General features: G+C 67.1%; 26 protein-coding genes and 2 tRNA genes. 13 read left to right on the plus strand and 15 right to left on the minus strand.

Annotated features, from left to right (window positions below; translation table 11 throughout):
• Positions 1 to 7 precede the first annotated feature (7 nt).
• Positions 8 to 910 (plus strand): MBL fold metallo-hydrolase, encoded by a 903-nt coding sequence (locus PFY01_RS11830; protein ID WP_271041418.1) that lies wholly within the window; start codon positions 8 to 10, stop codon positions 908 to 910.
• Here the strand turns inward: PFY01_RS11830 and PFY01_RS11835 are convergent.
• Entirely contained in the window at positions 907 to 1,575 is a 669-nt protein-coding gene (locus PFY01_RS11835) for a DUF1499 domain-containing protein (protein WP_271041419.1), read from the minus strand. The two genes, PFY01_RS11830 and PFY01_RS11835, sit on opposite strands and share 4 nt — an antisense overlap.
• An 18-nt stretch (positions 1,576 to 1,593) precedes the next feature.
• Positions 1,594 to 3,222 carry a long-chain-fatty-acid--CoA ligase gene (locus tag PFY01_RS11840; RefSeq protein WP_271041420.1) on the minus strand — a complete coding sequence of 543 codons (1,629 nt, stop codon included), beginning with the start codon at positions 3,220 to 3,222 and terminating at the stop codon, positions 1,594 to 1,596.
• Positions 3,223 to 3,380: 158 nt separating this feature from the next.
• Here PFY01_RS11840 and udk point away from each other — a divergent pair, with 158 nt between their 5' ends.
• On the plus strand, positions 3,381 to 4,028 hold the full coding sequence (gene udk, locus PFY01_RS11845) for a uridine kinase (RefSeq protein WP_039247924.1): 648 nt from the start codon (positions 3,381 to 3,383) through the stop codon (positions 4,026 to 4,028).
• Here udk and PFY01_RS11850 read toward each other — a convergent pair.
• The 3 genes from PFY01_RS11850 to thiS all read right to left on the minus strand — a co-directional run bounded on the left by PFY01_RS11850 (position 4,025) and on the right by thiS (position 6,011).
• Positions 4,025 to 4,324, minus strand: coding sequence for a hypothetical protein (locus tag PFY01_RS11850; protein ID WP_271041421.1), 300 nt, complete (start codon positions 4,322 to 4,324; stop codon positions 4,025 to 4,027). The two genes, udk and PFY01_RS11850, sit on opposite strands and share 4 nt — an antisense overlap.
• A gap of 636 nt (positions 4,325 to 4,960) precedes the next feature.
• Positions 4,961 to 5,743 (minus strand): HisA/HisF-related TIM barrel protein, encoded by a 783-nt coding sequence (locus tag PFY01_RS11855; RefSeq protein WP_271041422.1) that lies wholly within the window; start codon positions 5,741 to 5,743, stop codon positions 4,961 to 4,963.
• 61 nt (positions 5,744 to 5,804) lie between these two features.
• Positions 5,805 to 6,011, minus strand: a complete 207-nt coding sequence (gene thiS / locus PFY01_RS11860; protein ID WP_055755162.1) for a sulfur carrier protein ThiS — start codon at positions 6,009 to 6,011, stop codon at positions 5,805 to 5,807.
• A 344-nt stretch (positions 6,012 to 6,355) separates the two neighbouring features.
• Here thiS and aroQ point away from each other — a divergent pair, with 344 nt between their 5' ends.
• The 5 genes from aroQ to lepB all read left to right on the plus strand — a co-directional run bounded on the left by aroQ (position 6,356) and on the right by lepB (position 10,238).
• Positions 6,356 to 6,802: a type II 3-dehydroquinate dehydratase gene (gene aroQ / locus PFY01_RS11865; protein ID WP_271041423.1), complete on the plus strand. Its 447-nt coding sequence runs from the start codon at positions 6,356 to 6,358 to the stop codon at positions 6,800 to 6,802.
• A 47-nt stretch (positions 6,803 to 6,849) separates the two neighbouring features.
• Positions 6,850 to 7,362 (plus strand): acetyl-CoA carboxylase biotin carboxyl carrier protein, encoded by a 513-nt coding sequence (gene accB, locus PFY01_RS11870; RefSeq protein WP_271041424.1) that lies wholly within the window; start codon positions 6,850 to 6,852, stop codon positions 7,360 to 7,362.
• Between the two features lie 3 nt (positions 7,363 to 7,365).
• Positions 7,366 to 8,718, plus strand: a complete 1,353-nt coding sequence (gene accC / locus PFY01_RS11875; RefSeq protein ID WP_055808513.1) for an acetyl-CoA carboxylase biotin carboxylase subunit — start codon at positions 7,366 to 7,368, stop codon at positions 8,716 to 8,718.
• A complete protein-coding gene (aat, locus tag PFY01_RS11880) occupies positions 8,688 to 9,395 on the plus strand; it encodes a leucyl/phenylalanyl-tRNA--protein transferase (RefSeq protein WP_271041425.1) in 708 nt (235 codons plus the stop codon). The genes accC and aat overlap by 31 nt, the downstream gene beginning before the upstream one ends.
• 78 nt (positions 9,396 to 9,473) lie before the next feature.
• Positions 9,474 to 10,238, plus strand: a complete 765-nt coding sequence (gene lepB, locus PFY01_RS11885) for a signal peptidase I (protein WP_271043060.1) — start codon at positions 9,474 to 9,476, stop codon at positions 10,236 to 10,238.
• Here the strand turns inward: lepB and PFY01_RS11890 are convergent.
• Genes PFY01_RS11890 through PFY01_RS11900 form a run of 3 tightly spaced genes read right to left on the minus strand, consistent with a single transcriptional unit; the run spans position 10,235 to position 11,642 of the window.
• A complete protein-coding gene (locus PFY01_RS11890) occupies positions 10,235 to 10,573 on the minus strand; it encodes an EF-hand domain-containing protein (protein WP_271041426.1) in 339 nt (112 codons plus the stop codon). The genes lepB and PFY01_RS11890 overlap by 4 nt on opposite strands.
• Before the next feature lie 26 nt (positions 10,574 to 10,599).
• Positions 10,600 to 11,253, minus strand: a complete 654-nt coding sequence (locus tag PFY01_RS11895; protein ID WP_271041427.1) for a DUF2155 domain-containing protein — start codon at positions 11,251 to 11,253, stop codon at positions 10,600 to 10,602.
• Complete coding sequence (locus tag PFY01_RS11900) at positions 11,250 to 11,642, minus strand: NADH:ubiquinone oxidoreductase subunit NDUFA12 (RefSeq protein ID WP_055755156.1); 393 nt, start codon at positions 11,640 to 11,642, stop codon at positions 11,250 to 11,252. The genes PFY01_RS11895 and PFY01_RS11900 overlap by 4 nt, the downstream gene beginning before the upstream one ends.
• A gap of 207 nt (positions 11,643 to 11,849) precedes the next feature.
• Here PFY01_RS11900 and PFY01_RS11905 point away from each other — a divergent pair, with 207 nt between their 5' ends.
• From PFY01_RS11905 to PFY01_RS11915, 3 genes are all read left to right on the plus strand, one after another.
• Positions 11,850 to 14,378, plus strand: a complete 2,529-nt coding sequence (locus PFY01_RS11905) for a TSCPD domain-containing protein (protein ID WP_271041428.1) — start codon at positions 11,850 to 11,852, stop codon at positions 14,376 to 14,378.
• 57 nt (positions 14,379 to 14,435) lie between these two features.
• Positions 14,436 to 14,927 (plus strand): pentapeptide repeat-containing protein, encoded by a 492-nt coding sequence (locus tag PFY01_RS11910; protein ID WP_271041429.1) that lies wholly within the window; start codon positions 14,436 to 14,438, stop codon positions 14,925 to 14,927.
• An 81-nt stretch (positions 14,928 to 15,008) separates the two neighbouring features.
• Positions 15,009 to 15,896 (plus strand): pentapeptide repeat-containing protein, encoded by an 888-nt coding sequence (locus PFY01_RS11915; RefSeq protein WP_271041430.1) that lies wholly within the window; start codon positions 15,009 to 15,011, stop codon positions 15,894 to 15,896.
• A 249-nt stretch (positions 15,897 to 16,145) separates the two neighbouring features.
• On the opposite strand, the gene tuf is transcribed toward PFY01_RS11915, so the two are convergent.
• The 3 genes from tuf to PFY01_RS11930 form a co-directional block, all read right to left on the minus strand.
• A complete protein-coding gene (gene tuf / locus PFY01_RS11920) occupies positions 16,146 to 17,336 on the minus strand; it encodes an elongation factor Tu (RefSeq protein ID WP_055753383.1) in 1,191 nt (396 codons plus the stop codon).
• A gap of 63 nt (positions 17,337 to 17,399) precedes the next feature.
• Positions 17,400 to 17,473: transfer RNA gene (locus tag PFY01_RS11925), tRNA-Gly, on the minus strand.
• Between the two features lie 81 nt (positions 17,474 to 17,554).
• Positions 17,555 to 17,638, minus strand: a tRNA-Tyr gene (locus PFY01_RS11930).
• A gap of 149 nt (positions 17,639 to 17,787) precedes the next feature.
• Here PFY01_RS11930 and rlmB point away from each other — a divergent pair.
• Genes rlmB through PFY01_RS11945 form a run of 3 tightly spaced genes read left to right on the plus strand, consistent with a single transcriptional unit; the run spans position 17,788 to position 19,870 of the window.
• Positions 17,788 to 18,672: a 23S rRNA (guanosine(2251)-2'-O)-methyltransferase RlmB gene (rlmB, locus tag PFY01_RS11935; protein ID WP_084375326.1), complete on the plus strand. Its 885-nt coding sequence runs from the start codon at positions 17,788 to 17,790 to the stop codon at positions 18,670 to 18,672.
• Positions 18,673 to 18,728: 56 nt separating this feature from the next.
• A complete protein-coding gene (locus tag PFY01_RS11940; RefSeq protein WP_055754934.1) occupies positions 18,729 to 19,535 on the plus strand; it encodes a TerC family protein in 807 nt (268 codons plus the stop codon).
• Positions 19,532 to 19,870: a rhodanese-like domain-containing protein gene (locus tag PFY01_RS11945; protein WP_153923187.1), complete on the plus strand. Its 339-nt coding sequence runs from the start codon at positions 19,532 to 19,534 to the stop codon at positions 19,868 to 19,870. Before PFY01_RS11940 ends, PFY01_RS11945 begins: the two co-directional genes overlap by 4 nt.
• Here PFY01_RS11945 and PFY01_RS11950 read toward each other — a convergent pair whose 3' ends face one another.
• The 4 genes from PFY01_RS11950 to PFY01_RS11965 are packed head-to-tail and all read right to left on the minus strand — an operon-like array spanning position 19,871 to position 24,168.
• The gene (locus tag PFY01_RS11950; RefSeq protein WP_271041431.1) at positions 19,871 to 20,584 is read right to left on the minus strand and encodes a 2OG-Fe(II) oxygenase; all 714 of its coding nucleotides are present in this window, start codon (positions 20,582 to 20,584) and stop codon (positions 19,871 to 19,873) included.
• 17 nt (positions 20,585 to 20,601) lie between these two features.
• Positions 20,602 to 22,305: a methionine--tRNA ligase gene (gene metG, locus PFY01_RS11955; protein WP_271041432.1), complete on the minus strand. Its 1,704-nt coding sequence runs from the start codon at positions 22,303 to 22,305 to the stop codon at positions 20,602 to 20,604.
• Between the two features lie 54 nt (positions 22,306 to 22,359).
• The gene (locus PFY01_RS11960) at positions 22,360 to 23,718 is read right to left on the minus strand and encodes an MATE family efflux transporter (protein ID WP_231576604.1); all 1,359 of its coding nucleotides are present in this window, start codon (positions 23,716 to 23,718) and stop codon (positions 22,360 to 22,362) included.
• Positions 23,719 to 23,769: 51 nt separating this feature from the next.
• Positions 23,770 to 24,168 (minus strand): DUF1489 family protein, encoded by a 399-nt coding sequence (locus PFY01_RS11965; RefSeq protein ID WP_045810585.1) that lies wholly within the window; start codon positions 24,166 to 24,168, stop codon positions 23,770 to 23,772.
• Positions 24,169 to 24,266: the final 98 nt, after the last annotated feature.

A 24,266-nucleotide genomic window follows, 5' to 3' on the forward strand; every position in this document is an offset into this window, starting at 1 on the left:
GGTGGCGATGATCCCCTTCGTGAGGGCGTTCGACTTCGCCCATGGGCGGCGCGATCAGGTGTCGCCATTGATCCAGCGGTTGATCGCCGACAATCCGGGGCCTTTCACCTTCACCGGGACGGGGACCTATATCGTCGGCCGACCTGACCAAGGGGCCGAGGTCGCGGTGATCGATCCGGGACCGCTGGATCAGGCGCATCTGGCGGCGCTGATGGCGGCGGTCGAGGGGCGGCGGGTCAGCCATGTGCTGGTGACGCATACGCACCGGGATCATGCGCCTTTGGCCCGGCCGTTCGCCGAGGCGACCGGAGCACGGATTTGGGCGCCCCGGCCTCCGATGCGGGAAACGCATGCGTCGGGTGCGCTGGACGAGGATGAGGATGCGGACTTCGCGCCCGATGTGGTGCTGACGGGCGGCGAGGTCATCGAGGGCGACGGCTGGACGATCGAGACGATGTTCACGCCCGGCCATGCGTCAAATCATATGGCCTTCGCCTTGTGCGAGGAGAATGCGCTGTTTTGCGGCGATCATGTCATGGGCTGGTCGACGACGGTCGTGGCGCCGCCGGATGGGAACATGCGCCAGTATATGGCCAGCCTGGAGGCGGTGATCGCGCGCGACTTCGATGTGCTGTGGCCGACGCACGGGGCGCCGGTGACGCAGGTGCAGCCGTTTCTGGAAGCCTATCGCGCGCATCGGTTGGAGCGGGAGGCGCAAGTGCTCCAACGGCTTGCGGCGGGGGATCGCACGATCGCGGAAATGGTTCCGGTTCTGTACGCCGCCGTCGATCAGCGGCTATGGCCGGCCGCTTCGCTGTCGGTGCTGGCGCATCTGATCAAGCTGGTCGAGGACGGCGCGGCGATCAGCGATGGCGTGCCCGGCCTGTCGGCGCAGTTCCGCCTGGCTTAGCGTCCCGCCTCCAGGTTTCGGGTGATCTTGGCGGCGAGGCGGCAGGTGGCGCCGCCGTCGGGACGGCTGCCGCGTGCGGCGACGCGGATGTCGGTGCGGCCGGGGCGGATGCGAACGACGGCGTCGGTGGCGAAGCCGAACCAGGCGCCGGCGTGCACGGCTTCGACCTGGAAGGTTGTGGCGCGGGTGACGACGAAGCCGGCGTCGACCAGCGCCGAGGTCGCCTGCTGGGCCAGGACCTGGGTCGGGATGGCGTCCACACCGTCACAGGTCTGCGGCGCGCCGCTGCGCACGCCGGCGGCGCGCGGCAGGCCAGGCGGCTCGTCCAGGTTGGTGCTGACGTCACGTGGATGGGGCGTCGCATCTTGGCCCTGACGCAGCACGAAGCCGGCGACGGTCGCGCCCGAGAGAGCTAGCGCCGCCAGCGCATAAAGACCCCTGCCCTTCAGGTCGCGCAGCGCCAGCACCGCCGCCACCAGAGCCGCCGCCAGACCGACCCAGGCCAGGAGGCGCGCCACGGTCCAGGTCAGCAGGTCATAGCCGATCGCCAGATCGAGTCCGCCGAACCGCGTCGCCGTGACGGCCGCCACGATCAGCACAAAAGGCGCCGCCGCAAGCGCCGTCAGCCAGGGCAGAATGGCGGGTACGGGCTTTCTGGTCGGCATTCAGGGTCCGGTTCTAACTTAGGCAGCGGTCGGCAGACGATAGTCCTTCATCCGGTCGCGCAGAAGCTTCTTGTCGATCTTGCCGGTCGCACCCAGCGGGATGTCGTCTACGGCGACCACATCGTCGGGCATCCACCATTTGGCGATCTTGCCGGTCAGGAAGTCCAGATGCTCCTGCTTGTCCAGCGTCTCGTCTGGCTTCAGCTTCAGGATCAGCACGGGCCGTTCGTCCCATTTGGGGTGGGCCGCGCCGATGACGGCTGCGATCTCGACCTTGGGGTGGCCGACGGCGATGTTCTCGATCTCGATGGAGCTGATCCACTCGCCGCCAGACTTGATCACGTCCTTGGCGCGGTCGGTGATCTGCATGAAGCCCAGGTCGTCGATCGTGGCCACATCGCCGGTGTCAAAGAAGCCTTCGTCGTCCAGGATCGAGCCGTCTTCCTTGAAATAGGCGCGGCTGATCGTCGGCCCCTTGACCATCAGACGGCCGAAGGTCGCCCCGTCGTGCGGCAGTTCGGCACCCGTCTCGTCCTTCAGCTTCAGCTCGACGCCCAGCGGCGGTACGCCCTGCTTCAGTCGGTACTTCATCTGCTCGTCGTAGGAGAGCTTCAGGATTTCGGGCGGCAGGTTGGCGATGGTGCCGATAGGTGAGGTCTCGGTCATGCCCCAGGCGTGGGTGACCTCGACGCCGAAATCGTCCTGGAAGCCGCGGATCAGGCTTTCGGGACAGGCCGAACCGCCGATGAGGACGCGCTTCAGGGTCGAGAATCCCAGCCCGTTCTGTTTCATGTGGGCGAACAGGCCCTGCCAGACAGTCGGCACGGCGGCCGAGAAGGTGACGCCCTCCTGTTCAATCAGCTCATAGATCGACTGACCGTCCATCTTGGCCCCCGGCATCACCAGCTTGGTGCCAGCAGCCGGGCCGGCGAAGGCGATGCCCCAGGCGTTGGCGTGGAACATCGGCACGACCGGCAGGATCACTTCCTTGGGCGTGGCGCCCATCACAGTGGCCTGAAGGCCCATGAAGGTGTGCAGGAAGTTGGAGCGGTGCGAATACAACACCCCCTTCGGATTGCCCGTGGTGCCGGAGGTGTAGCAGAGGCCGCAGGCCGTCTGTTCGTCGAAGTCGCCCCAGACCACGTCGGTCGATTGACCGGCGATCGCGTCCTCATAGGCGACGGCCTTGGGCAGCTTCGTCTGCGGCATATGGGCGGCGTCGGTCATGATGACGACGCGCTCGACCTTCGGGATATGCGGCAGGATCGCTTCCAGCAGCGGCACGAAGGTCAGGTCGACGAAGATGATCCGGTCTTCGGCGTGATTGATGATGTAGACGAGCTGTTCGGGGAACAGGCGCGGGTTCAGGGTATGGCACACCCCGCCGATGCCCATGATGCCGTACCAGGCCTCGATATGGTTGGCGGTGTTCCAGGCCAGGGTGGCGACGCGGTCGCCCGGCTGGACGCCCCAGTCCTTCAGCGCGCTGGACACGCGTTTGGCCCGCTCGTGGATCTGGGCGTAGGTCGTGCGGACGATGGGCCCCTCGACCGAGCGCGTCACCACTTCGCGCTCGCCATGCCAGTTTTTGGCGTGGTCGATGATCTTGTCGACCGTCAGCGGCCAGTCCTGCATCAAGCCCAGCATGTCGTATCCTTGTCCCTTGGATGCGTCTGCTTTGATGCGACGCTTGAGCCGACGCTAACATCGGTGATTGGCGATAAGCAACGTGACGTAGCGTCAGCCACGGCGCGGCGGATCGTCCCCCGTGGCGTTGGCGGCGCGACCGCTCTAGAAGGCCGCCCATGACCATATTGATCGCGATCACGGGGGGCTCCGGCTCCGGCAAAAGCACCCTGGCGGAGGCGTTGGTATCGGCCCTGCCGGAAGGGTCGGCCGTGCTGGTGCGCGAGGACAGCTATTACAAGGACGCGGCCTCCCTGCCCGGCTTCGACGCCGCGACCTTCGACTTCGACGATGTGACGGCGCGCGATCACGACCTGATGATCGCGGACCTGAAGGCCTTGAAGGCCGGGCGCGCGGTGACGGCGCCGGTCTATTCCTTCATCCATCACGGCCGCGAGCCGGGCGGCGAGCCGATCCCGGCGGCCGAGGTGGTGATCGTCGAGGGCACGCATGTTCTGTGCACCCCCGATCTGACCGCCCTGTTCGACATCCGGGTCTTCGTGGACACCCCCGCCGACATCCGCTTCATCCGCCGGCTGCTGCGCGACCAAGCCGAGCGGGGACGGTCGGCGGATTCGGTCGTGGCGCAATATCTGGCGACTGTTCGGCCGGGTCACGAGCGCCTGACCGAACCGTCGCGCACCCACGCCGACTTCATCGTCGCCGACGCGACGGCGGCGGTGCGCCTTGAAGATCCCCAGGCCGTGGTGCGTCTCGCGGCCCCGGTCCTGGCCCATCCGCTGCTGCAGGCCCTGCTGGACGATTAGGACCACAGGTCTCTGATGCGGTCTGGCGACTGGACCGTAAGGATAGGCTGTTGGCCTGCATTGCTGGCGGCGAGGTCGAGGGCCTCCTGCGCCTCCGCCTCGCGTTTCATCGCCTTGATGCGCGCACGCTCGTCGGCCTCGGCTTGTTTGATGACCAAGATAGCGTCCAGGCGTTCGTATTCGACCAACAGCTCCGCGCGAATGCGCTCGTCCTCCGCCACTTCCTCGGGCGTCTGTTTGTAGGGCGGCGGGAGGCCGCGACCGGGTTTGGGACGACAGGGTTTGGGACGGGCCATGCGGGTCTCCGGACAGGCGGTATCGGCTTCGCGCGGTCGCAGCGAAGTTTGGAGGGCTGGGCGGAGCGCCGGGCCTTCGCCCGGAGTGTGAGTTTATAAGTACCGTTTCGACGAAGGGTGTGACGCTCCGCGCGGAAGGTTGTCCTGCAAGCTCGGGGCGTCGAGCGGTGGCGGTCTTATCGCCTAACCCCATAAGCCTGCGACGGGTCGGCGGTCCCTGCGAGGACCGTCCCGAGTGCGACCGAGTATCCCCCTCGACCCTCCGACACCGCTCAATGAGTCGATGCCAGCGAGGACCGTTTCAAACCCGCTCCCGTTCCATCCGCTCTCGCCGCCGCAAGGTCGCAGGCCAGGCGCGCCCTCCATGCGACGAGATGGGGCTATTATGGGGTCGTTTGACCCCGTGGATGGCAGACGGGGGGCATAAATCGGCAAGCGGTTGAAATCGCTGGGATTGGACCAGCGGCATTGCGACGGCGGAGCATCGTCTCCTCCCCATTCATGGCGAGGTGGTGCGGCGCGCCTTCGCGCCGTGACGGAGGGGCTCTTCACCGCATCGGTGGCCCGTGAGACTTGAAGAACCCCTCCACCGCTTCGCGGTCCCCCTCCCCGCCAAGCGGGGAGGAGACGGTTGGATCAGATCAGTCCCGCCAGCGGCGACGACGGGTCGGCATACATCCGCTTGGCCATCCGCCCAGCCAGATAGGCGTCGCGGCCGGCGATGACGGCGTGGTTCATGGCGCGGGCCATGCGGATGGGGTCCTTGGCCCCGGCGATGGCGGTGTTCATCAGGACGGCGTCGCAGCCCAGCTCCATCGCGCGGGTCGCGTCCGAGGCCGTGCCGACGCCCGCGTCGACCAGAACCGGCACCTTGGCCTGTTCGACGATGAGGCGGACGTTGACCTCATTCTGGATGCCCAGGCCCGAGCCGATCGGGGCGGCGGCGGGCATGATGGCGGCGGCGCCGGCGTCTTCCAGGCGCTTGGCCATCACGACGTCGTCGGTGCAATAGACCATGACGTCGAAGCCGTCCTTGATCAGCAGATCCAGCGCCCGCAGCGTCTCGATCATGTCGGGATAAAGGTGGGCGGTGTTGGACAGCACCTCCAGCTTGACCAGGCTCCACCCGCCGGCTTCGCGCGCCAGCCGCAGGGTCCGCACCGCATCCTCGCCCGTGAAACAGCCGGCGGTGTTCGGCAGGAAGGTGAAGCGGTCGGGCCTCACATAGTCGACCAGCATCGGCTGGGTCGGGTCGGACAGGTTCACGCGGCGCACGGCCACGGTCACGATCTCGGCCCCGGCCGCCTCGGCAGCGGCGGCGTTCTGGGCGTAGTCGGCGTACTTGCCAGTGCCCACGATCAGACGCGAGTTGAAGGTGCGGCCGGCGACGGACCAGGTTTCGTTGGCTGTATCGGTCATGGATGCTGACCTAGGCCTCTCAGGCGCGCGGGGGAACCCGTCGTAGCCCGATTTGATCGGATCACCCGCCGCCGACGAACTGGACCAGTTCGATACGGTCGCCTGCGGCCACGGGCGTAGCGGCATGAAGGGACTTGGGCACGATCTCGAGATTGCGTTCGACGGCGACCTTGCGCGGGTCCAGCGACAGTTCCTCGACCAGGGCCAGGATGGTGGCGGCCTGGACCTGACGTGGCTCGCCATTGAGATGGATCTGGTGCACGCGCATTCTCCCTGACCTTCGCCTTGCCGACCGTCGCGCGTCAGATAGACGGTGACAGGCCGCTTCGCCAGACTGGGCGCTCAGCCCGCCTCGAACAGGAAGGCGCCGACCGCGACGGCCAAGGCCGCGAAGGTCGCCACCACGGTTCTCAGGATCAGTTTGCCGTCCCGGCGCATCCTCGGCGCTCCCTCAGGCCGTCCCGACCAGGGACGATGGCGGCCGGCGCTGCGAAATCCACGCCATCCCACGTAACGTCGGGGAAGGTTCGACGCCGCGAGCGTTTGACCCACGCCCTGCGTCCGCTAAAAGGCCCCTCTTGCGCCGCGCTGCGCCGGATCGATTCTGAAACCATGGCCGAAACGCCCGTCATTCATGTGCTGAACGGCCCCAATCTGAACCTGCTCGGGGTTCGGGAGCCGGACATCTACGGCCGCGACACCCTGGCGGACATCGAGCAGCGCTGCGTCCGGGCGGCCGGCGAGGCGCAGATCGTGTTTCGTCAAACCAACCATGAAGGGGTGCTGATCGACTGGATCCACGAGGCGCGCGAGGGCGCCCACGCCCTGATCATCAATCCTGCGGCCTATGGGCATACGTCGGTGGCGCTGCACGATGCGCTGCAGACGCTGTCGATCCCGGTGATCGAGCTGCATCTGTCCAATCCGGCGGCACGCGAGGCGTTTCGCCATCACTCCTATGTGTCCTCCGCGGCGACCGGCGTCATCGCCGGCTTCGGCGCGGCGGGCTATGAACTGGCCGTCCAGGCGGCCCTCACCCAGGTTCGGGAACGCGGCTGAGCCCCGTCCCGTTTATCAAAGACCACGAAAGACAAGGCGCAACTCCAATGGCCGATGACAAGAAACACGCCGAAATCGACGCCGCCCTGGTTCGCCAGCTGGCCGAGATCCTGAACGAGACCGATCTGACGGAAGTCGAGGTCGAGCGCGGCGAACTGCGCATCCGCGTGGCGCGCGAAGTCACCGTCAACGCCGCCCCGGTTCAGTACGCCGCCGCCCCGGTTCAGTACGCCGCCGCCCCCGCTCCGGTCGCCGCTGCGCCCGCCGCCGCTGCTGCGCCGGCCGCCATGCCGTCGGACCCCGCCACCATCGTCGCCCGCGCCGGCGAAGAGGTGAAGTCGCCGATGGTCGGCACCGCCTATCTGCAGGCGTCGCCGGAGGCCCCGGCCTTCGTCCAGCCCGGCGACAAGGTCAAGAAGGGCCAGACCCTGCTGATCGTCGAAGCCATGAAGACGATGAACCCGATCCAGGCCCCGCGCGACGGCGTTGTGGCCGAAATCCTGGTCGGCGACGCCCAGCCGGTCGAGTTCGGCGAACCCCTCGTCCTGCTGGAAGCCTAAGCCGTGTTCACCAAGGTCCTGATCGCCAACCGCGGCGAGATCGCGCTGCGCATTCACCGGGCGTGCAAGGAGATGGGCATCTCCACCGTCGCCGTGCACTCGGAAGCCGACCGCGGCGCCATGTGGGTGCGGCTGGCCGACGAGAGCGTCTGCATCGGCCCCGCCTCGGCCGCAAAGTCGTATCTGAACATCCCCTCGATCATCGCGGCGGCCGAGATCACCGGCGCCCAGGCGATCCACCCTGGCTATGGCTTCCTGTCCGAAAACGCCCGCTTCGCCGAGATCGTCGAGGCCCATGGCATGACCTTCATCGGCCCCAAGCCCGAGCATATCCGGGTGATGGGCGACAAGATCAGCGCCAAACAGACGGTCAAGGACGCCGGCATCCCCGTCGTCCCCGGCTCGGATGGCGAAGTCGAGACCGTCGAGGCCGCGATTGAGGCGTCCAAATCCATCGGCTTCCCTCTGATCGTCAAGGCGGCGGCGGGCGGCGGCGGACGCGGCATGAAGGTCGCCTTGACGCCTGACGATCTGGTCGAGGCTGTCCAGACCGCCCAGTCCGAGGCCAAGGCCGCCTTCGGAAACGGCGCCGTCTATATGGAGCGCTACCTCCAGAAGCCGCGCCACATCGAGATCCAGGTCATCGCCGACAGCCACGGCAATGTCGTCCACCTGGGCGAACGCGACTGCTCGCTGCAACGCCGTCACCAGAAGGTGCTGGAAGAGGCCCCCTCGCCCGCCCTGTCGGCCGAGGGTCGCAAGCAGATCGGCGAGACGGTCAACAAGGCCATCGCCGCCATCGGCTATCTGGGCGTCGGCACCATCGAGTTCCTGTGGGAGGACGGCGAGTTCTTCTTCATCGAGATGAACACCCGCCTGCAGGTCGAGCATCCGGTTACGGAAATGATCACCGGCGTCGATCTGGTACGGGAACAGGTGCGCATCGCCGCCGGTCTGCCGCTGTCGTTCACCCAGGACGACATCGAGTTCAAAGGCCACGCCATCGAGGTGCGGATCAACGCCGAGAACCCGGAGACCTTCACCCCGTCGCCGGGCAAGATCACCGACTTCCATGCACCGGGCGGCCTGGGCGTGCGCCTGGATAGCGCCATCTACGCCGGCTATTCGATCCCGCCCTATTACGACAGCTTGATCGGCAAGCTGATCGTGCACGGTCGCGACCGCGAAGAGGCCATCGCCCGTCTGAAGCGTTCGCTGAACGAGGTCGTCATCGGCGGCGTCGACACGACCATCCCCCTGTTTCAGAAGCTGCTGGCCGAGCCTGACATCCTGTCGGGCGACTACGACATCCACTGGCTGGAGAAATGGGCGGCCCGTCAGAAGGGCGACGCCTGACCGACCCCGATTTCAGCGCCAGCGGGCCTTTCGGCGGTTTCGGCCCCGAGGACCTGCTGGCCTGTTACGCCCGGGGCGTGTTTCCGATGGCCGAGGCGCGCGATGATCCGCGCGTCTTCATTATCGAGCCGGAACAGCGCGGCGTCATTCCGCTGGACGCCTTCCACATCCCCAGCCGCCTGCGCCGCACCGTGCGGAGCGAGCCGTTCGAGGTGCGGGTCGATACCGCCTTCGAAGCGGTGCTAGATGGATGCGCGGCGGCGCAAGGGCCGGATCGCGAAGACACCTGGATCAACGGCCCGATCCGACGGCTGTACGCCGCCCTGTTCGCCATGGGCTTCGTCCATTCCATCGAGTGCTGGCGTGATGAACGGCTGGTCGGCGGGCTTTACGGCGTGTCGCTGGGCGGGGCCTTCTTTGGCGAGAGCATGTTCAGTCGCGAACGGGATGCGTCCAAGGTCGCTCTGGTCCATCTGGTCGCACGGTTGCGGAAGGGCGGCTGGACCTTGCTGGACGCCCAGTTTCTGACCGACCATCTGAGCCAGTTCGGTGCGGTTGAAACGCCTCAAGCGACCTATCTGGAGCGGCTTCAGCCCGCGCTGTCGGTCAGGCCGGACCAAGGGGCGATGTGCGCGCCGCTGACCGGCGCAGAAGCAGTCGCCTTAGCCATCACCTAGTCTGTCCGGACACGATTTGGGGCCTGTCCCGACAGGTTCGGATTGGCATCTTCGCCCGGCCTGACGGTCAATGGCGGCATGACCCAGACCCCGCAAAAAGCTCCGCCCCGCCCGTCCCTTCTTCGCGACGTGCGAGAGATCGCCCTGACGCTGATCTTCGCCATCATCCTGGCGCTCGCGATCCGCATCGTGCTGTTTCAACCCTTCACCATCCCCTCGTCGTCGATGGAGCCGGGGCTGGTGACCGGCGACTATATCGTCGTGTCGAAATATCCCTATGGCTGGAGCACGGCGTCTCTGCCGTTCAATCCGGCGATGTCGCCGGGACGGCTGTTCGGGCGCGAGCCGAGACGCGGCGACGTGGTCGTGTTCCGCCTGCCGCGCGACCCCAGCGAGGCCTGGATCAAGCGCGTCGTCGGCCTTCCGGGCGACACGGTTCAGGTGCGGGGCGGCGTAGTGCTCGTCAATGGCGACCCGGTGCGCCAGACCCGGCTGGATGTCGTCGCCGATCACGATGCGCCGCAGCGACCGGTCCAGCAGGTGCGCGAGACCTTAGCCGACGGACGATCCTACGTCACCTACGACGGCGGATCGGGCCTGCCGGGCGATGACACGCCTGCGCGCCGGGTGCCGGCGGGTCACTATTTGATGATGGGCGACAATCGCGACAACTCGCTGGACAGCCGCTGGCCGCCCGAGATCGGCGTCGGCCTGCTGCCGGCCGAAAACATCATCGGCCGGGCCGAGATGGTGCTGGCCTCATGGAAACCGGGCGCCAACCTGTTCAAACCGTGGACGTGGCTGAACCTTCAGTGGGACCGGTTCCTGGTCCGCATCCGCTAACGCGCGCGGTATTCGTCGAAGCTGACGACGCCGTCGTGATTGCGGTCCAGCCGGTCGAAATCGGCGCGGGTGGGCGACGATTGGGCCAGGGAGGGCGCGGCGACGGCGCCCAGCGCCAGGCCCGCGACGGCGGCGGCCAGCAGGGGCCGCCAGCCCAGGCGGGGTTGAGGGCGTGCGGACGAGGCCGCATTCAACTCGGCGTCGATGAAGCGGCGAATGGCGTCGCTGGCTGTCCTGCCCTCGTCACGGCACCGGGCCATGAAGGCGGTCTTGGTCGCGTGGGGCAGTCGGATTTCGACCGTTTCGGTCTTCTTGGGCGGCTTGTTGCGATCCATGGCGCGCCTCCTCGCGGCGTCAAAGCTCAGTTCTTACAGCCGACGACCCAGGCGTCGTAATAAGGGTTCTGGACCCCGCTGACGGCAGGCGACGAGGCGAACATCCAGCCGCGGAAGATCTGGCGGCCTTCCTGCCGGCCGCGCGGCTGAAGCGAGACGTCCATATAGGCGATGGCGTCTTCGGTCAGTTCGTCCGGTGTCGTGACCTCGCAGGCGCGGGCCGCGAAGATCAGATTCTGGTTGAAGCGCACGGGGCGACCGCCGACCTCCACCTCGAACTTCATCGTCTCGGCGGTGACCTTGTCGATGGCCTGAATGATCGCGAACTTGCGACGCTGGCGACGCGCGGGCGTGGCGGGCTGGTCGAGGGCCTTGGTGGCGACGGGCTTCTCAGCCGCGACCTCCTCCTCGGCCTTTTCCTCGACGGCGGCGTCCTCGGCGATGACGACGTCGGGCGGCGGGGCCACGGCGACCGGAGAGCGCGGAGCCGGTGCGCCCGCGGGCGGCGTCTCGGTCGGGACCGCGGGTTGGGCCGGGGTGGTGCGCAGAATGTCGCCGATCGGATCCTGGACCGGACGCGCATCGCGCGGCGCGTCCTGAAGCACGCTGGCGGTCACTGCGCCGGCGCTCAGCACAGCCGCGACGGACGCCGCGCCCAACAGGATGCGGCGGATTTTCACTCGGGCGTCCACGCCTGATAATCGCCGGTCGCGGCCGGGCGCTTGGCGTCGCCCGCCAGCGAGCCGGGCGGACGCCAGGCCAGAGGCGTGCCGGTCATATTGGGCAGATGTTCTTTCTCCCAGGCGCGACGCGGCAGCGGCTGCTCGGTCGGCGGCAGGTCGAAGGTGTAGTGCAGCCAGCCGTGCCAATCGGGCGTCACCTTGGACGCCTCGGCATAGCCGTCATAGATGACCCAGCGACGCTTGCGGCCGTCGTAGCTGACGTTGTCGCGGCTCTCGTAATAGCGATTGCCGTTCTCGTCCTGGCCGACGAAGCGACCGCGTTTGGCGATGGTGAACCGGGTGCCGATCGTGGCGCCCTCCCACCAGCCGAAAATCTTGCTCAACACGTCGTGGAATCCAACCGTAAGGGGTCGCCGGAAAGGGAGGCGGCGTCTGTTACGGATCATAGAAACCCGCGCCCTCTTCGTCCAGCGTTCAGGCGACGCGGATTGAATCGATATCTTGTGGGCAACCCCGCCCTGCGACACCAGATGTATTGGCGAAGGGGCGCGCGACCGCCTAGGCTGGGCCGAACCTTTCGGAGAGACGCCGCCATGCGCTTTCAATCCGGCTTCGCCGCTCGCGCAGAACGAGTCGCGATGGAGACCCGCGTCATCGAGCGCCCCGCTGGCGTGCAGCAGGTCCTGGCCCCCGCCGGCTGGTCCGATGTCCGGATCGAGGCCTGGCTGGACTGGGCCGAGGCGGAAGGGTTCGCCACACCCCTGTCCGGCGACTGGCTGAACGGCGGCGTCGACGCCTGGGCCGAACGGCTGGCCGCGACGGGCGTGGCCGAGGGCGTGTTCGATCGGGCCGAGGCCGCCGCATTTGTCGAGGAACTGTCGGGCGCCTTCAGGCTGGGCCTGGCGGCGCCGGCGGCGTCCGGACCTGCGGCTGTCGGCGTCGTCGATCTGAACGATCCCGGCGCGGCCGCGCGTTTGAAAGTGCACACGGGCCGACGTGCCGCCGTGCGTCTCGGCGCCCAAGCGGCCGACGCCCTGGCCGAGGCGCTGGCGGGCGTAGCCGATGCGGTCGATCGCTGCGAAGGTCCGCGCGGCGACTGCGGCGATCCTTCGCGCAATCCGGCCCTGGGCCGGGCGGCGGCCCTGGCGCGGCGGTGCGGCGCCATCGACGCCGATATCCTGAGAGCCATCGACGGCGAACGTACCACGATGGCCTTGGAGCCGATAGTCGAAGGCGCGCCTCTGGTCGCCCTGGCGGACCGGACCCAGATCGCGGCGGGCGCGCCTGAAGCCTTGTTGGCGGCCGAGGCGGCGCTGGACGGCGGTCTGATCGTCGCCTTCGACCCGCGCGATGCGGAGACCGCGACGGCGCAGACCACGCGGGCTTTGATCGACCTAGGCGCCGTCCTGGCGCTCGACGGAGACATGGCGACCGATCTGGCGGATCTGACGCGCCTGCTGATGGTGGCGCTGGACCTTCAGTCCGCCCGGCCCGGTCCCATCGCGCTGGGACCGGACGGCCTGCTGCAGGCCCTCGCGGCTGACGACGACCGCAGGTCTCAGGCGCGGACGTTCGCGGAACTGGTCGCGGCGACGGCGGCGATGACCTCGGCCGAACTGGCGAGCTTGCGTGGCCCCTGCCCCGACTGGGAAGACCCGGAGAAGCCGCGTCGCCATTCGGCCATCGGCCTGTTCGTCGACGATGCGGAGGCGCGGCTGCGGCTGGGCCTGGGTCGCGTCGCGGCGATCGACGTGTTCCAGACGGCCGATGGCGAGATCGGTCGCCGGTTGCACCCCGCGCTTGCCTCGGCCATCACGGCGGCGGGCGGCGATGTTGAGGCGGCGGAGCGGTGGACCTTCGGTCGTCGCACCCTGGTCGAGGCGCCAGGCATCGACCACACAGCCTTGCGCGCCCTGGGCTTCACCGACATCGAACTGGCCGCCATCGAGACCGCCTTGGGCTGGGCCGAGGATTTCGACACGGTCTTCGCCGCCCCCGTCTTGGACCCCGGCTTCATCCGCGACGTCCTGGGCGTGGAAGACGGCGATGGTCTGCTGCTGACCCTGCTGGGCGTGTCGGAAGAGGCGGAGACGGCGGCGACGCGCTGGGTCTTCGGTCATGGCGATCTGCGCGACTGGCCCGAGGCGCCGGGCAGCGTCGCCGCCCTGCTGGCCGATCCGGCGGCGGCGGCGGCCGAGCTGCGGCGCGCCATCGAGCCGTTCAGCGACATGCCGGACCTCGCGATCGAATCGATGGACTGGCGCACGACCTCCACCCAGGCCGCGCGCCTGTTGAGCCAGGAGGCCCTGGACGGCCGTCGCGCCCTTCGCCTGTCGCGCGCCGCGCCGCCCGCCGGCCCGCTGCTGTCCCTGCCGCCGCTCGACGCCGTCCGCCCTGAACCTGCCCGCGAAGCGCCTCGCTCGGTTCCGACGGAACGGGTCGTAGAACGCGTCGTCGAGCGCGAACGCGCGCGCCGCAAACTGCCCGACCGGCGAAAGGGCTATATCCAAAAGGCCGCAGTCGGGGGCCACAAGGTCTATATTCACACCGGCGAATACGAAGACGGCGAATTGGGTGAGATCTTCATCGACATGCACAAGGAAGGCGCCGCCTTCCGCAGCCTGATGAACAACTTCGCCATCGCCATCTCCATCGGCCTGCAATACGGCGTGCCGCTGGACGAGTTCGTGGACGCCTTCGTCTTCACCAGATTCGAGCCGGCCGGGCGCGTCACCGGCAACGATTCCATCAAGTCGGCGACCTCCATCCTGGACTACATCTTCCGTGAACTGGGCGTCTCCTATCTGGACCGGCACGAACTGGCCAACGCCGATACGGAAGCGCAGAACCCCGACGATCTGGGCGACGGAAAGCCCGACGCCAACGCGGCCGTGCCCGCCGCCCGTTTCATCTCCAAGGGATTTGCGCGCGGTTCCGCGCCCGACAATCTGGTCGTCCTGCCCTTCGGCAAGAAAGGCGATCCGGAAGCCCGCACCGCCGCCAACAGCGAGGCCATCGCCTGCCCCGCCTGCGGCGATTTCAGCCTGCAGCAACGCGGCGCCGCCTGGGTGTGCGACACCTGCGGGGCGGCCCCAGCGCTGAAGGGCGGCGATCAGGGCTAGGTTAAGGGTTATGGCCTAGGGTTTGCTGACAGACGATCGAACGTCGGAGCCCGGTCCATGAAACGCACACTTTCTCTCGGCCTGATCGCCGCTCTGCTGGCCGTCGCTGCGCCTGCGCTGGCCCAGGACGCGGGTCAGATCGCCAGCGTGCGGCGCGGCGCCTCCTGCGCCGGTTGCAATCTTTTTCAGGGCGACTTTTCGGGGCTGGAGGCGCGGGGCCTGAACCTGGCCGGTTCACGCCTGCGTCAGGCGGATCTCAGCCTGTCGGTGATGAACCGCACGCGCTTCTCGAACACCGACATGCGTGACGTCGAAGCCTATGGCGGCGTTTTCTCGGGCTCGAACTTCTCGCGCGCCAACCTGACCAACGCCAGTTTCGTCGGCGCCTATCTGGAGGGCGCAAGCTTCGCCGGCGCGACCCTGTCGGGGACCAATCTGTCGGGCGCCCAGCTGGCGCGAGCCACGGGCCTGACTCAGGGCCAGCTGAACCGGGCGTGCGGCGACGGCTCCACGGTCCTGCCTCGGGGCTTGCGCATTCCGGCCTGCTGAGCGGCGCCGACCTTGCCTCGATTTCATGAAGTTACCTCGATTTAAGTAGGTGCGGCGGGGGTTTCGAGGCATTCAGGCTGCGTGAAACAGATCGCTGAACATATCCGGGTCCGCCCCACATTGACTCTGCTGACGCTGGGACTGGCGCTCGCCGCCTCCCCCGCCTTCGCCGGGGTCGAGATGTCGATGCAGGACCGCGACGTGGCCCGTTCGGTGTCACTGGGCGGATCGTGCAATCGCTGCGAACTGTCCGGCCGCAATCTGTCGGGCGCCACCTTCACCGGCGCCAGCTTCATGAACGCCACCCTGGTGGGCGCCAACCTGCGCGGCGCCGAGATGATGGGCTCCAACTTCACCGGCAGTGATTTCAGCCGCGCCAACATGGGCGGGGTCGAGATCGTTGGCGCCAACTTCACCTCCGCCAACTTCACCGGGGCGCAGATCAACGGCGCCGAGGCGCAAGGATCGTCCTTCGTTCGCGCCAACCTGACCCGCGCCAACCTTTCGGGCAGCGAGATGCACGGCGTCAACTTCACCGGCGCCACCCTGGCTGGAACCAACTTCTCCAACTCGGAGCTGTTCGGCGCCACCCTGGCCAATGTCCGGGCGTCTGGCGCCAACTTCGCCAGCGCCGAGGTCACGGCCTCGAACCTTTCGGGCGGCGATTTCTCCAACGCGGACTTTTCGAACGCCAGCCTGGATGGGGCGCGATTGACCGGCGGCAGCTTCTCGCGCGCCGACTTCTCCAACGCCTCGCTGCGTCGGACCGACATTCGCGGCGCCGACCTGTCTGGCGCGCGAGGCCTGACGCAGGACCAGATCAGCGAGGCCTGCGGCGACGGCTCCACCCGCCTGCCTGGCCGCCTTTCGCCCCAGGCCTGCCGCAGCAGCTCTATCCGCATCGTCCGCGCAGCGCCCACGCCGCCCGTGCCACCCCGCGTGCGCAACCTGGTCAACGCCGAAAACTAAGCCGTCCGCCTCGGATTCGTCCTCTGGGACTGCCCCGCATTTCAGGTCAGACCGCGTTACGGACACCAGAGGCCTTGGCCTGCGGCGCACCCCGATCCAACTCGGACATCCTACGGGCGCCTCTGGCGATCTGCGGGTAGCCCACAGCAAAACGGCCCCCGGATTGCTCCGGGGGCCGTTCTGTTACGCTACTGTGTCTTTCGGCCTATGCGCGCCTCGCGGAGGCCCGCGACTTGAGGCCGGGTCTTCTTACTCGACGATCTTGGCGACGACGCCGGCGCCGACGGTGCGGCCGCCTTCACGAATGGCGAAGCGCAGGCCCTGGTCCATCGCGATCGGGGTGATCAGCTCGACGTTCAGCTCGGCGTTGTCGCCCGGCATGATCATCTCGACGCCTTCCTTCAGGTGAACGATGCCGGTCACGTCCGTCGTGCGGAAGTAGAACTGCGGGCGATAGTTCGTGAAGAATGGGGTGTGACGACCGCCTTCTTCCTTGGTCAGGATGTAGGCTTCGGCCAGGAACTTGGTGTGCGGGGTGATGGAGCCCGGCTTGCACAGCACTTGGCCGCGCTCGACGTCTTCACGCTTGGTGCCGCGCAGCAGCACGCCGACGTTGTCGCCCGCTTGACCTTGGTCCAGCAGCTTGCGGAACATTTCCACGCCCGTGCAGGTCGTCTTCTGGACCGGACGGATGCCGACGATCTCGACTTCCTCACCGACCTTGACGATGCCCTTCTCGACGCGGCCCGTGACCACGGTGCCGCGGCCCGAGATCGAGAACACGTCTTCGACCGGCATCAGGAACGGCAGGTCGACCGGACGCTCCGGCTGCGGGATGTAGGCGTCGACGGTTTCCATCAGGGCCAGAACGCGCTGTTCGCCGATTTCCGGGTTCACGCCGTCGGTCGCGGCCTTGGCCGAACCCTTGGTGATCGGAATGTCGTCGCCGGGGAACTGATACGACGAGAGCAGCTCGCGCACTTCCATCTCGACCAGCTCGAGCAGCTCTTCGTCGTCGACCAGGTCGACCTTGTTCATGAAGACCACCAGGGCCGGCACGCCGACCTGACGGGCCAGCAGGATGTGCTCGCGGGTCTGCGGCATCGGGCCGTCAGCAGCCGACACCACCAGGATCGCGCCGTCCATCTGCGCGGCGCCGGTGATCATGTTCTTCACATAGTCGGCGTGGCCGGGACAGTCGACGTGGGCGTAGTGACGGTTGGCCGTCTCATATTCCACGTGCGCGGTGTTGATCGTGATGCCGCGCGCCTTCTCTTCCGGCGCAGCGTCGATGTCGGCGTAGTTCATCGCCTTCGCGCCGCCGGCCTTCGCCAGCGTCATCGTGATCGCTGCCGTCAACGTCGTCTTGCCGTGGTCAACGTGACCAATCGTGCCGATGTTGCAGTGCGGCTTCGTCCGTTCGAACTTTTCCTTGGCCATGGCCAAACTCCTGATGGCCCGGGTCCGTCAGCGGAGGGGCGCGATGCTGATCTTTTAAAAACCTGGAGCGGGTAGACGGGATCGAACCGACATCCTCAGCTTGGAAGGCTGCTGCACTACCATTGTGCTATACCCGCGCGGAGACTGCGGAAGTTCTTTCGGAACGCCGCAGCCGGTTCCTATCCGTCGTCCTGATCCGTCGTATCCGTCAAGGCGCGTGGTGGGGGAAGAAGGACTCGAACCTTCGAAGCTTACGCAGGGGATTTACAGTCCCCCCCCTTTGCCACTCGGGACATTCCCCCAGCGCGCCTTGTCGAACCGTCGGACCCCTCGTTTCCGCCCATAAAGAAGCGGGACGAAACAAAAGCCTTCGGCTTGTCGCCTCCCCTAGGATAGAGGGGGCGCCCAGACCCGAAAGCCCTTGGGGCTCCAAATCGGAGGGCGTCTTATAGTGTCGTCGAAATCAGAACGCAACGACCGTAAAAGCGGTAAAAAACCGGTCTTCGGAAACCGTCCCGATGGCCCCCGCGACAAGGGCCAAAAGCCCGCTGCGCAAGGGTTTGGCCGGCGCGAGGAAACCCCTCGTCAGCCCCGTTCGCCCGATCGGGGCAAGTCGGACGCCGATAATTTTCTGTGGGGCCGCCATCCGGTTTTGGCCGCTCTGGCGAATCCCGCCCGTCGCGGCATGGGTCGTCTGCTGGCCACAGCCGAGCGCGCCGCCGAGATCGAGAACAATGCTCTCGCAAACGGCCACAAGATCGAGGTGGTCGAAATCCAGGCCCTGACCCGGATGCTGCCCCCCGGCGCCGTGCATCAGGGACTGGCCTTCAAGGTCCAACCGCTGGAAGGCGTGTCGCTGGAAGAGCTGGCCGAGCCGGCTGAGGGCGTCATCGTCATGCTGGATCAGCTGACCGACCCCCAGAACGTCGGCGCCATCTTCCGATCGGCCCTGGCCTTCGGCGCGCGGGGGATCATCGTTCAGGACCGGCATGCTCCGGCCCTCGCCGGCGCCCTGGCCAAAGCGGCCGTCGGCGCCACCGAACGCCTCCCTCATGCGCGCGTCACGAATCTGTCCCGTGCGCTGGAGCGGCTGGCCGATCTGGGCTGGCGCGCCGTCGGGCTGGACGGAACGGGCGAACAGACGCTGGAAGAAGCGCTGGATCATCAGCCGACCGTTCTGGTCATGGGGTCCGAAGGCGACGGCATCCGTCGTCTGGTCGCCGAACACTGCGACGTCCTGGCCAAGATCCCCATGCCGGGCGGATTCGAGAGCCTGAACGTGTCCAATGCGGCGGCGGTCGCGCTTTATGAAGCGGCGCGCGCGCAACGCGGCTGACAGAACGCCGCACCGAGGCTGCTGACAGAACGCCGCACCGAGGCTAAGGAGCGGAAATGGAATTCCTCTCGTCTCCCGAACTCGCCAGCCAAGCCACGGCCCTGGGCCAGGTCTTGCTGATGGATCTGGTCCTGGCCGGCGACAACGCCGTCGCCGTGGGCCTGGCCGCCGCCGCCCTGCCCCAGGACCAGCGCAAGAAGGCCATTCTGATCGGCCTGGCCGCCGCCGTCGTCATGCGAATCGGCTTTGCGCTGATCACCGTGCAGCTTCTAGCTCTGGTCGGCCTGTTGCTGGCCGGCGGCCTGCTGCTGCTGTGGGTGTGCTGGAAGATGTGGCGCGAACTGCGCGAGCAAGCGACGCACGACCAGGCCGAGGCCGAAAAGGAACTCGAACTGGCCATGAGCATCGAGCACGGCTCTGGACCGTCGCCCGAGGAACTGGGCCTGAAGCGCAAGAGCTTCGGCGCCGCCCTGCTTCAGATCATGGTCGCCGACATCACCATGTCGCTGGACAATGTGCTGGCCGTCGCCGGCGCCGCGCACGAACACCCTTGGATCATGGTCTTCGGCCTGGTGCTGTCGATCGCCCTGATGGGCGTCGCCGCCACCTATATCGCCAAGCTGCTGCATCGCTTCAGCTGGATCGGCTATATCGGTCTGGTCGTCGTTCTGTATGTCGCCCTGCACATGATCTGGGACGGCGCCCGTCAGGTGGTGGTCCGCACCGGCCATATGGACGAGTTCAACGCCTCGGCCCCCGCCTTCCTTGAGATCGGTCCCGAGGAAGCGGCCAAACATCTGGGCCAGAAGCGCACAGAGGACAGCCCAACGCCGGCGCCCGCCGAACCAACGGTCGCGCCATGACGGTCGCCACCGTCACAGTCGAAGAGGCCGCCGCCTGGCTGCAAGCCGGCGAAGCGGTGCTGATCGATGTGCGCGAGCCGGACGAGTTCGCCGCCGCCCGCATCGACGGCGCGATCCTGGCCCCGCTCAGCCAGATGCCCGCCGCCTGGGAGGCGCTGGACCTTCCGGCCGACAAGAAGATCATCGTTCAATGCCTGAAGGGCGGCCGCAGCCATCAGGTCTGCGCCTTCGTCGGCCCGACCGGCCCCGACGGCCAGCCGCTGTTCAACCTGACCGGCGGCATCCAGGCCTGGAATGCGGCGGGGCTTCCGGTCGTGTTCGCCGAGCAGGACTGATCAGCGACCGCGCAGCCAGCCGGTAACTGAAATCCGGTCCGCCGCCGCCGACAGGGCGACCTGCGTCACCGAATGGGGCGTCGGCACCTTCAGCAGGTTCAGGGTGTTGAAGCGCGGCGTAAAGGCCTCCGCCACATTGCCGTCGGCGCCATGGAAAGCCAGAAGGCCGCCCCATTCGATCCGCCACGCCGGCGTCAGGTTCAGCACATAGGCGAAGAAGCGATTCTTGCCCTCGGCGTGATCGTCATGCTCGGTCAGAAAATGGCCGGCGCGATAACGGGTCAGTTGCGCATCGGCCAAGGCGAGCCGCGGCTCGCCTGTCACGTCCCGCATCAAGCCCAGGAAGGCCTCGCCGTTTAGGAAGGCCAACAGATCGGCCCACACCGGCGCCGCCTGCCCGGCCTGAACCAGATCGTAGATCGGGTGATTGTCGTACAAATACTGGAAGTCCGCCTGGGCCGAGACCTGCACCGCCTGAGCCAACGCCTGTTTCTGATCCGGCGTCAGAGAGGCCAGCCAGGCGGCGGGCAGATCGACATGGCCGGTCCCGCGTCGCGTCACGACGTTGTAATCGGCGGCCGTCGCCGCGTCGTAGAGCGCTTGCGCGTCAGTCACAGCCAAGACGCCGTCGATCTGCGCCCGCCCCGTGCGCGCCAGCCGTTCGCGAATGGCGGCGCGCGCTTGGTCAGTCAGGGGCGTCAGGGTCGGCGTCATCGCTTATCCCTTTCGGATCAGGCGTCCGCGCCGCCGAAGCGTTCGGACCATTCCGCGACCTGGGCGTCCTCGATCTTGGCGAACAGCACGCCCTGAGCTTCCACCTTGCCGCCCACAGGCAGACGGTTCAGCAAATCCTCGTCGGCGCCAGGCCAGCTCAGGTCCTCCATCCCAACCGACGCCGCGATCTTGGGCGCGGTGAACGGCAGGATCGGCGCGGCCAGACGCGCGAACAGGGCCACCAGGTTCAGACCCGTGCGCACCCCCACCGCCGCGCGGTCGCGATCGGTCTTCAGCGCCGTCCAGGGCGCCGCCACCTGCAGATACTCGTTGCCCAACACCCAGGCGGCGCGGATGGCGACAGCGGCCTTTCTAAACTCCATCGCCTCCAGCTGTTCGGTCGCCTCGGCGACGGCGGCGTTGATGTCGGCCTCCAGCTGGATTTCGACTGGTCCGGCCTCGCCGCCCTCGGGCACCACGCCGTCGAACTTGGATTCCGCGAACTTGACGATGCGGTTGACGAAATTGCCCAGCACATCGGCCAGGTCTTTGTTGGTCGAGGCCTGGAAGTCCTCCCAAGTGAAGGCTGAATCCGCGTGCTCCGGCCCATAGGCCGTCAGGCGCCAGCGCCAGTAGTCGGCCGGCAGCAGGTCCAGCGCCTGATCCATGAAGACGCCGCGCTTCTGGCTGGTGGAGAACTTGCCGCCGTACCAGTTCAGCCAGTTGAACGCTTTCAGCTGGTCCACCGTCTTCCACGGCTCGCCCGAGCCGATGATGGTCGCGGGGAAGCTGACGGTGTGGAAGGCGACGTTGTCCTTGCCCATGAACTGGACATAGCGAACGTCCTCTGCCCCCTCGTCCAGACGCCACCAGTCACGCCACGACCCGCCCGTCGCCTCGGCCCATTCCTCGGTCGCGGCGATGTATTCGATGGGGGCGTCGAACCAGACGTAGAAGACCTTGTCCTCCATGCCCGGGCGCGGAAAGCCGTCCTTGGTCACCGGCACGCCCCAGGCCAGGTCGCGGGTGATGCCCCGGTCGATCAGCCCCTCGTCCAGATGTTTGTACGCGATGGACTTGGCCAGCACCTGCCAGCCGCTCTTGCCGTCGACCCAGGCGCGGATCTCGGGCTCGATCTTGGTCTGGAGCAGATAGAGGTGACGCGTGTCGCGCACCTCCAGGTTCTTGGAGCCCGACACTGAGGAATAGGGATCGATCAGGTCGGTCGGATCCAGCAGGCGTCCGCAGTTGTCGCACTGATCGCCGCGCGCGCCGACATGGCCGCAGTGGGGGCAGGTTCCCTCGACATAGCGGTCGGGCAGGAAGCGGGCGTCGTCGATCGAATAGATCATCCGATCCACCCGCTCCTCGATCAGGCCGTTCTTCTCCAGCGCCTCGGCGAAATGCTGGGTCAGGCGATGGTTCTGCGGGTTCGACGACCGGCCGAACCAGTCGTAACTCAGGCCGAACGCCTGACCCGCGGCCTTCTGGATTTCGTGCTGCTCGTCGCAATAGGTCCGCACATCCTGACCGGCGGCCGCGGCGGCCAGCTCGGCCGGGGTGCCGTGCTCGTCGGTGGCGCAGATATAGAGGACCTCATGCCCCTGGGCCCGCTTAAACCGCGCCCAGACGTCGGCCGGCAACATCGAGCCCGCCAGATTCCCCAGGTGCTTGATGCCATTGATGTAGGGCAGCGCCGAGGTGATGAGGATGCGGGCCATGATCGTCCAGGTGTTCGGGGAAGCGCAGGGATATAGAGCGGCGGCGCGGTTTCCTCAAACGCCTTGCGGCAGACGGCGCGCAATACGGATGAAACGCCCGGTCAGCAGGGTCGAGGACGCCAGGCTGGCGATCACCACCGCCCAGACCAGGCCGTTGACGCCCATCTGATGCGCCAAAACCCAGCCCAGCGGCATCATCACCGCGCCGTAGGCGGCGAAATGCATGATGGTGGGCCACCAGACGTCGCCTGCCGCGCGGTTGGCCTGGGCCGCCACGACCTGAATGCCGTCCGCCACAAAGAACAACGTCGCCAGCACCAGGGCCGGAGCGGCGATGGCCAGCAGGGCCGGATCGCGATTATAGGCGCCGACGATCAGATGGGCGCTGGGCCAAACCAGCAGGGCGACAACCAATGTCAGGGCCGTGACGACGCCCAGCCCGACCAGCCCGGCGCGCATCACCCCTCGCCCGTCGCCGGCGCCATAGCTGCGCCCCACCAGCACCGCGGTCGCTGACGACAGCCCCATCGGCAGCATGAAGACGATGGCCGAGACGTTGAGCACAACCGCCCAGGCCGCCGTCTCCGCCGTACCGATCTGACCGGCGAAGAAGGTGAAACCGGAAAAGGCCCCGACCTCGATGAAATAGGATGCGCCGGCGCCCAGGCCGACCTTGACCTGTTCGCGCGCGGCCTTGGGATCGCGCTCGGGCTTGTCGAAGATGCCCAGCGCCCGCGCCTCGGGCAGACGCAGGATGTAGATCACCAGAAAGATCGCCAGCGCCGCCCGCGCCCCGAACGTCGCCCAGGCCGAGGCGAAGGCGCCGTCGAAGCCGAAGCCGAGCAGGTCCGGGACCAGCACGATGTTCAGCACCAGATTGACCCCGTTCGCCACCCACATGGCCACCATGCCGGGCTTGGGCCGGCCCAGAGCCTCCAGGAAGAACTGGCCCGTCACCGAGATCAGATAGAAGGGCATGGACAGGGCGAACACCACCAGGGCAGGCCCCGCGCCCTCCGCCAGACCGTCCTCCAGCCCCAGCTTGCCCAGTCCCCACGGGCCAATGGCGATCAGGGCGATCATCGACACGACGCCGATCTGCAACGAATAGGTCAGGCCGCGACGCAGCACCGAGCCGACCGCGTGCCGACGCCCCTCGCCCAGCATCCGCGCCGTCATCACCTGCACGCCCAGCATCAGGCCCACCGCCGTCGTCACCACGATCGACGTCGGCGCCCAGGCCAGAGAATGGAACGCCAGTTCCTGGCTGGAATAGTTGCCCACCACGATGGCGTCGGTCAGCCCCATGGTCATGATGCCGATGCGCGCCAGGATCACCGGCCATGCCAGGTTCAGCAGGTCGCGGAAGGCGGTACGGGTCTGGGGGCTGAGCGCGATCATCGGACGCGGCACAGGCCACGCCGACTCGCCGGGGTCAACTCCCAAAAACTTTGAGGGCTTGGCCTACCAGGCGCCCAGTTCGCGCAGCTGACGCACCAGTTCTTCCGGAGCCTCGCCAGCGTCGAGGTCGGTCAGATCGACCGGCGCATCTTTTGGCTCGAAATATCGCCAACCCTGGAAGGGACGCCGAGCCATGGGCGCGGTGCGAATGACTTTGGGTTCGAGCGTGATCTCGCATCGGCTCTGCTTGCCCTCGCCCAAGGTTGTGATGTCCAGCACCGGCTGTCGACAGACGATCGTTCCCTTCACCACCCAGTAAAGCGAGCCGCCGTCCTCGATCTCGGTCGCCCGTTTCGGTGTCATTCGCGTATGAACCACCAGCGGCCCGCCCTTGGCGGCGCGGGTTTCCAGCCATTCGACGTCCGGCACCCCGACGCCCAGCTTGATCATGTGAAGCGGCATGGCGACCACGTAGTGCCCCTTAAACGCATTGGCCAGATTCTTAATCTTAGAGGGCTAACCATCGGCTCGCGCCGCTCAGTTCGCCCAGCGCCTTTAGG

It is taken from the genome of Brevundimonas vesicularis, assembly GCF_027886425.1.
Lineage (GTDB): Bacteria > Pseudomonadota > Alphaproteobacteria > Caulobacterales > Caulobacteraceae > Brevundimonas > Brevundimonas vesicularis_C.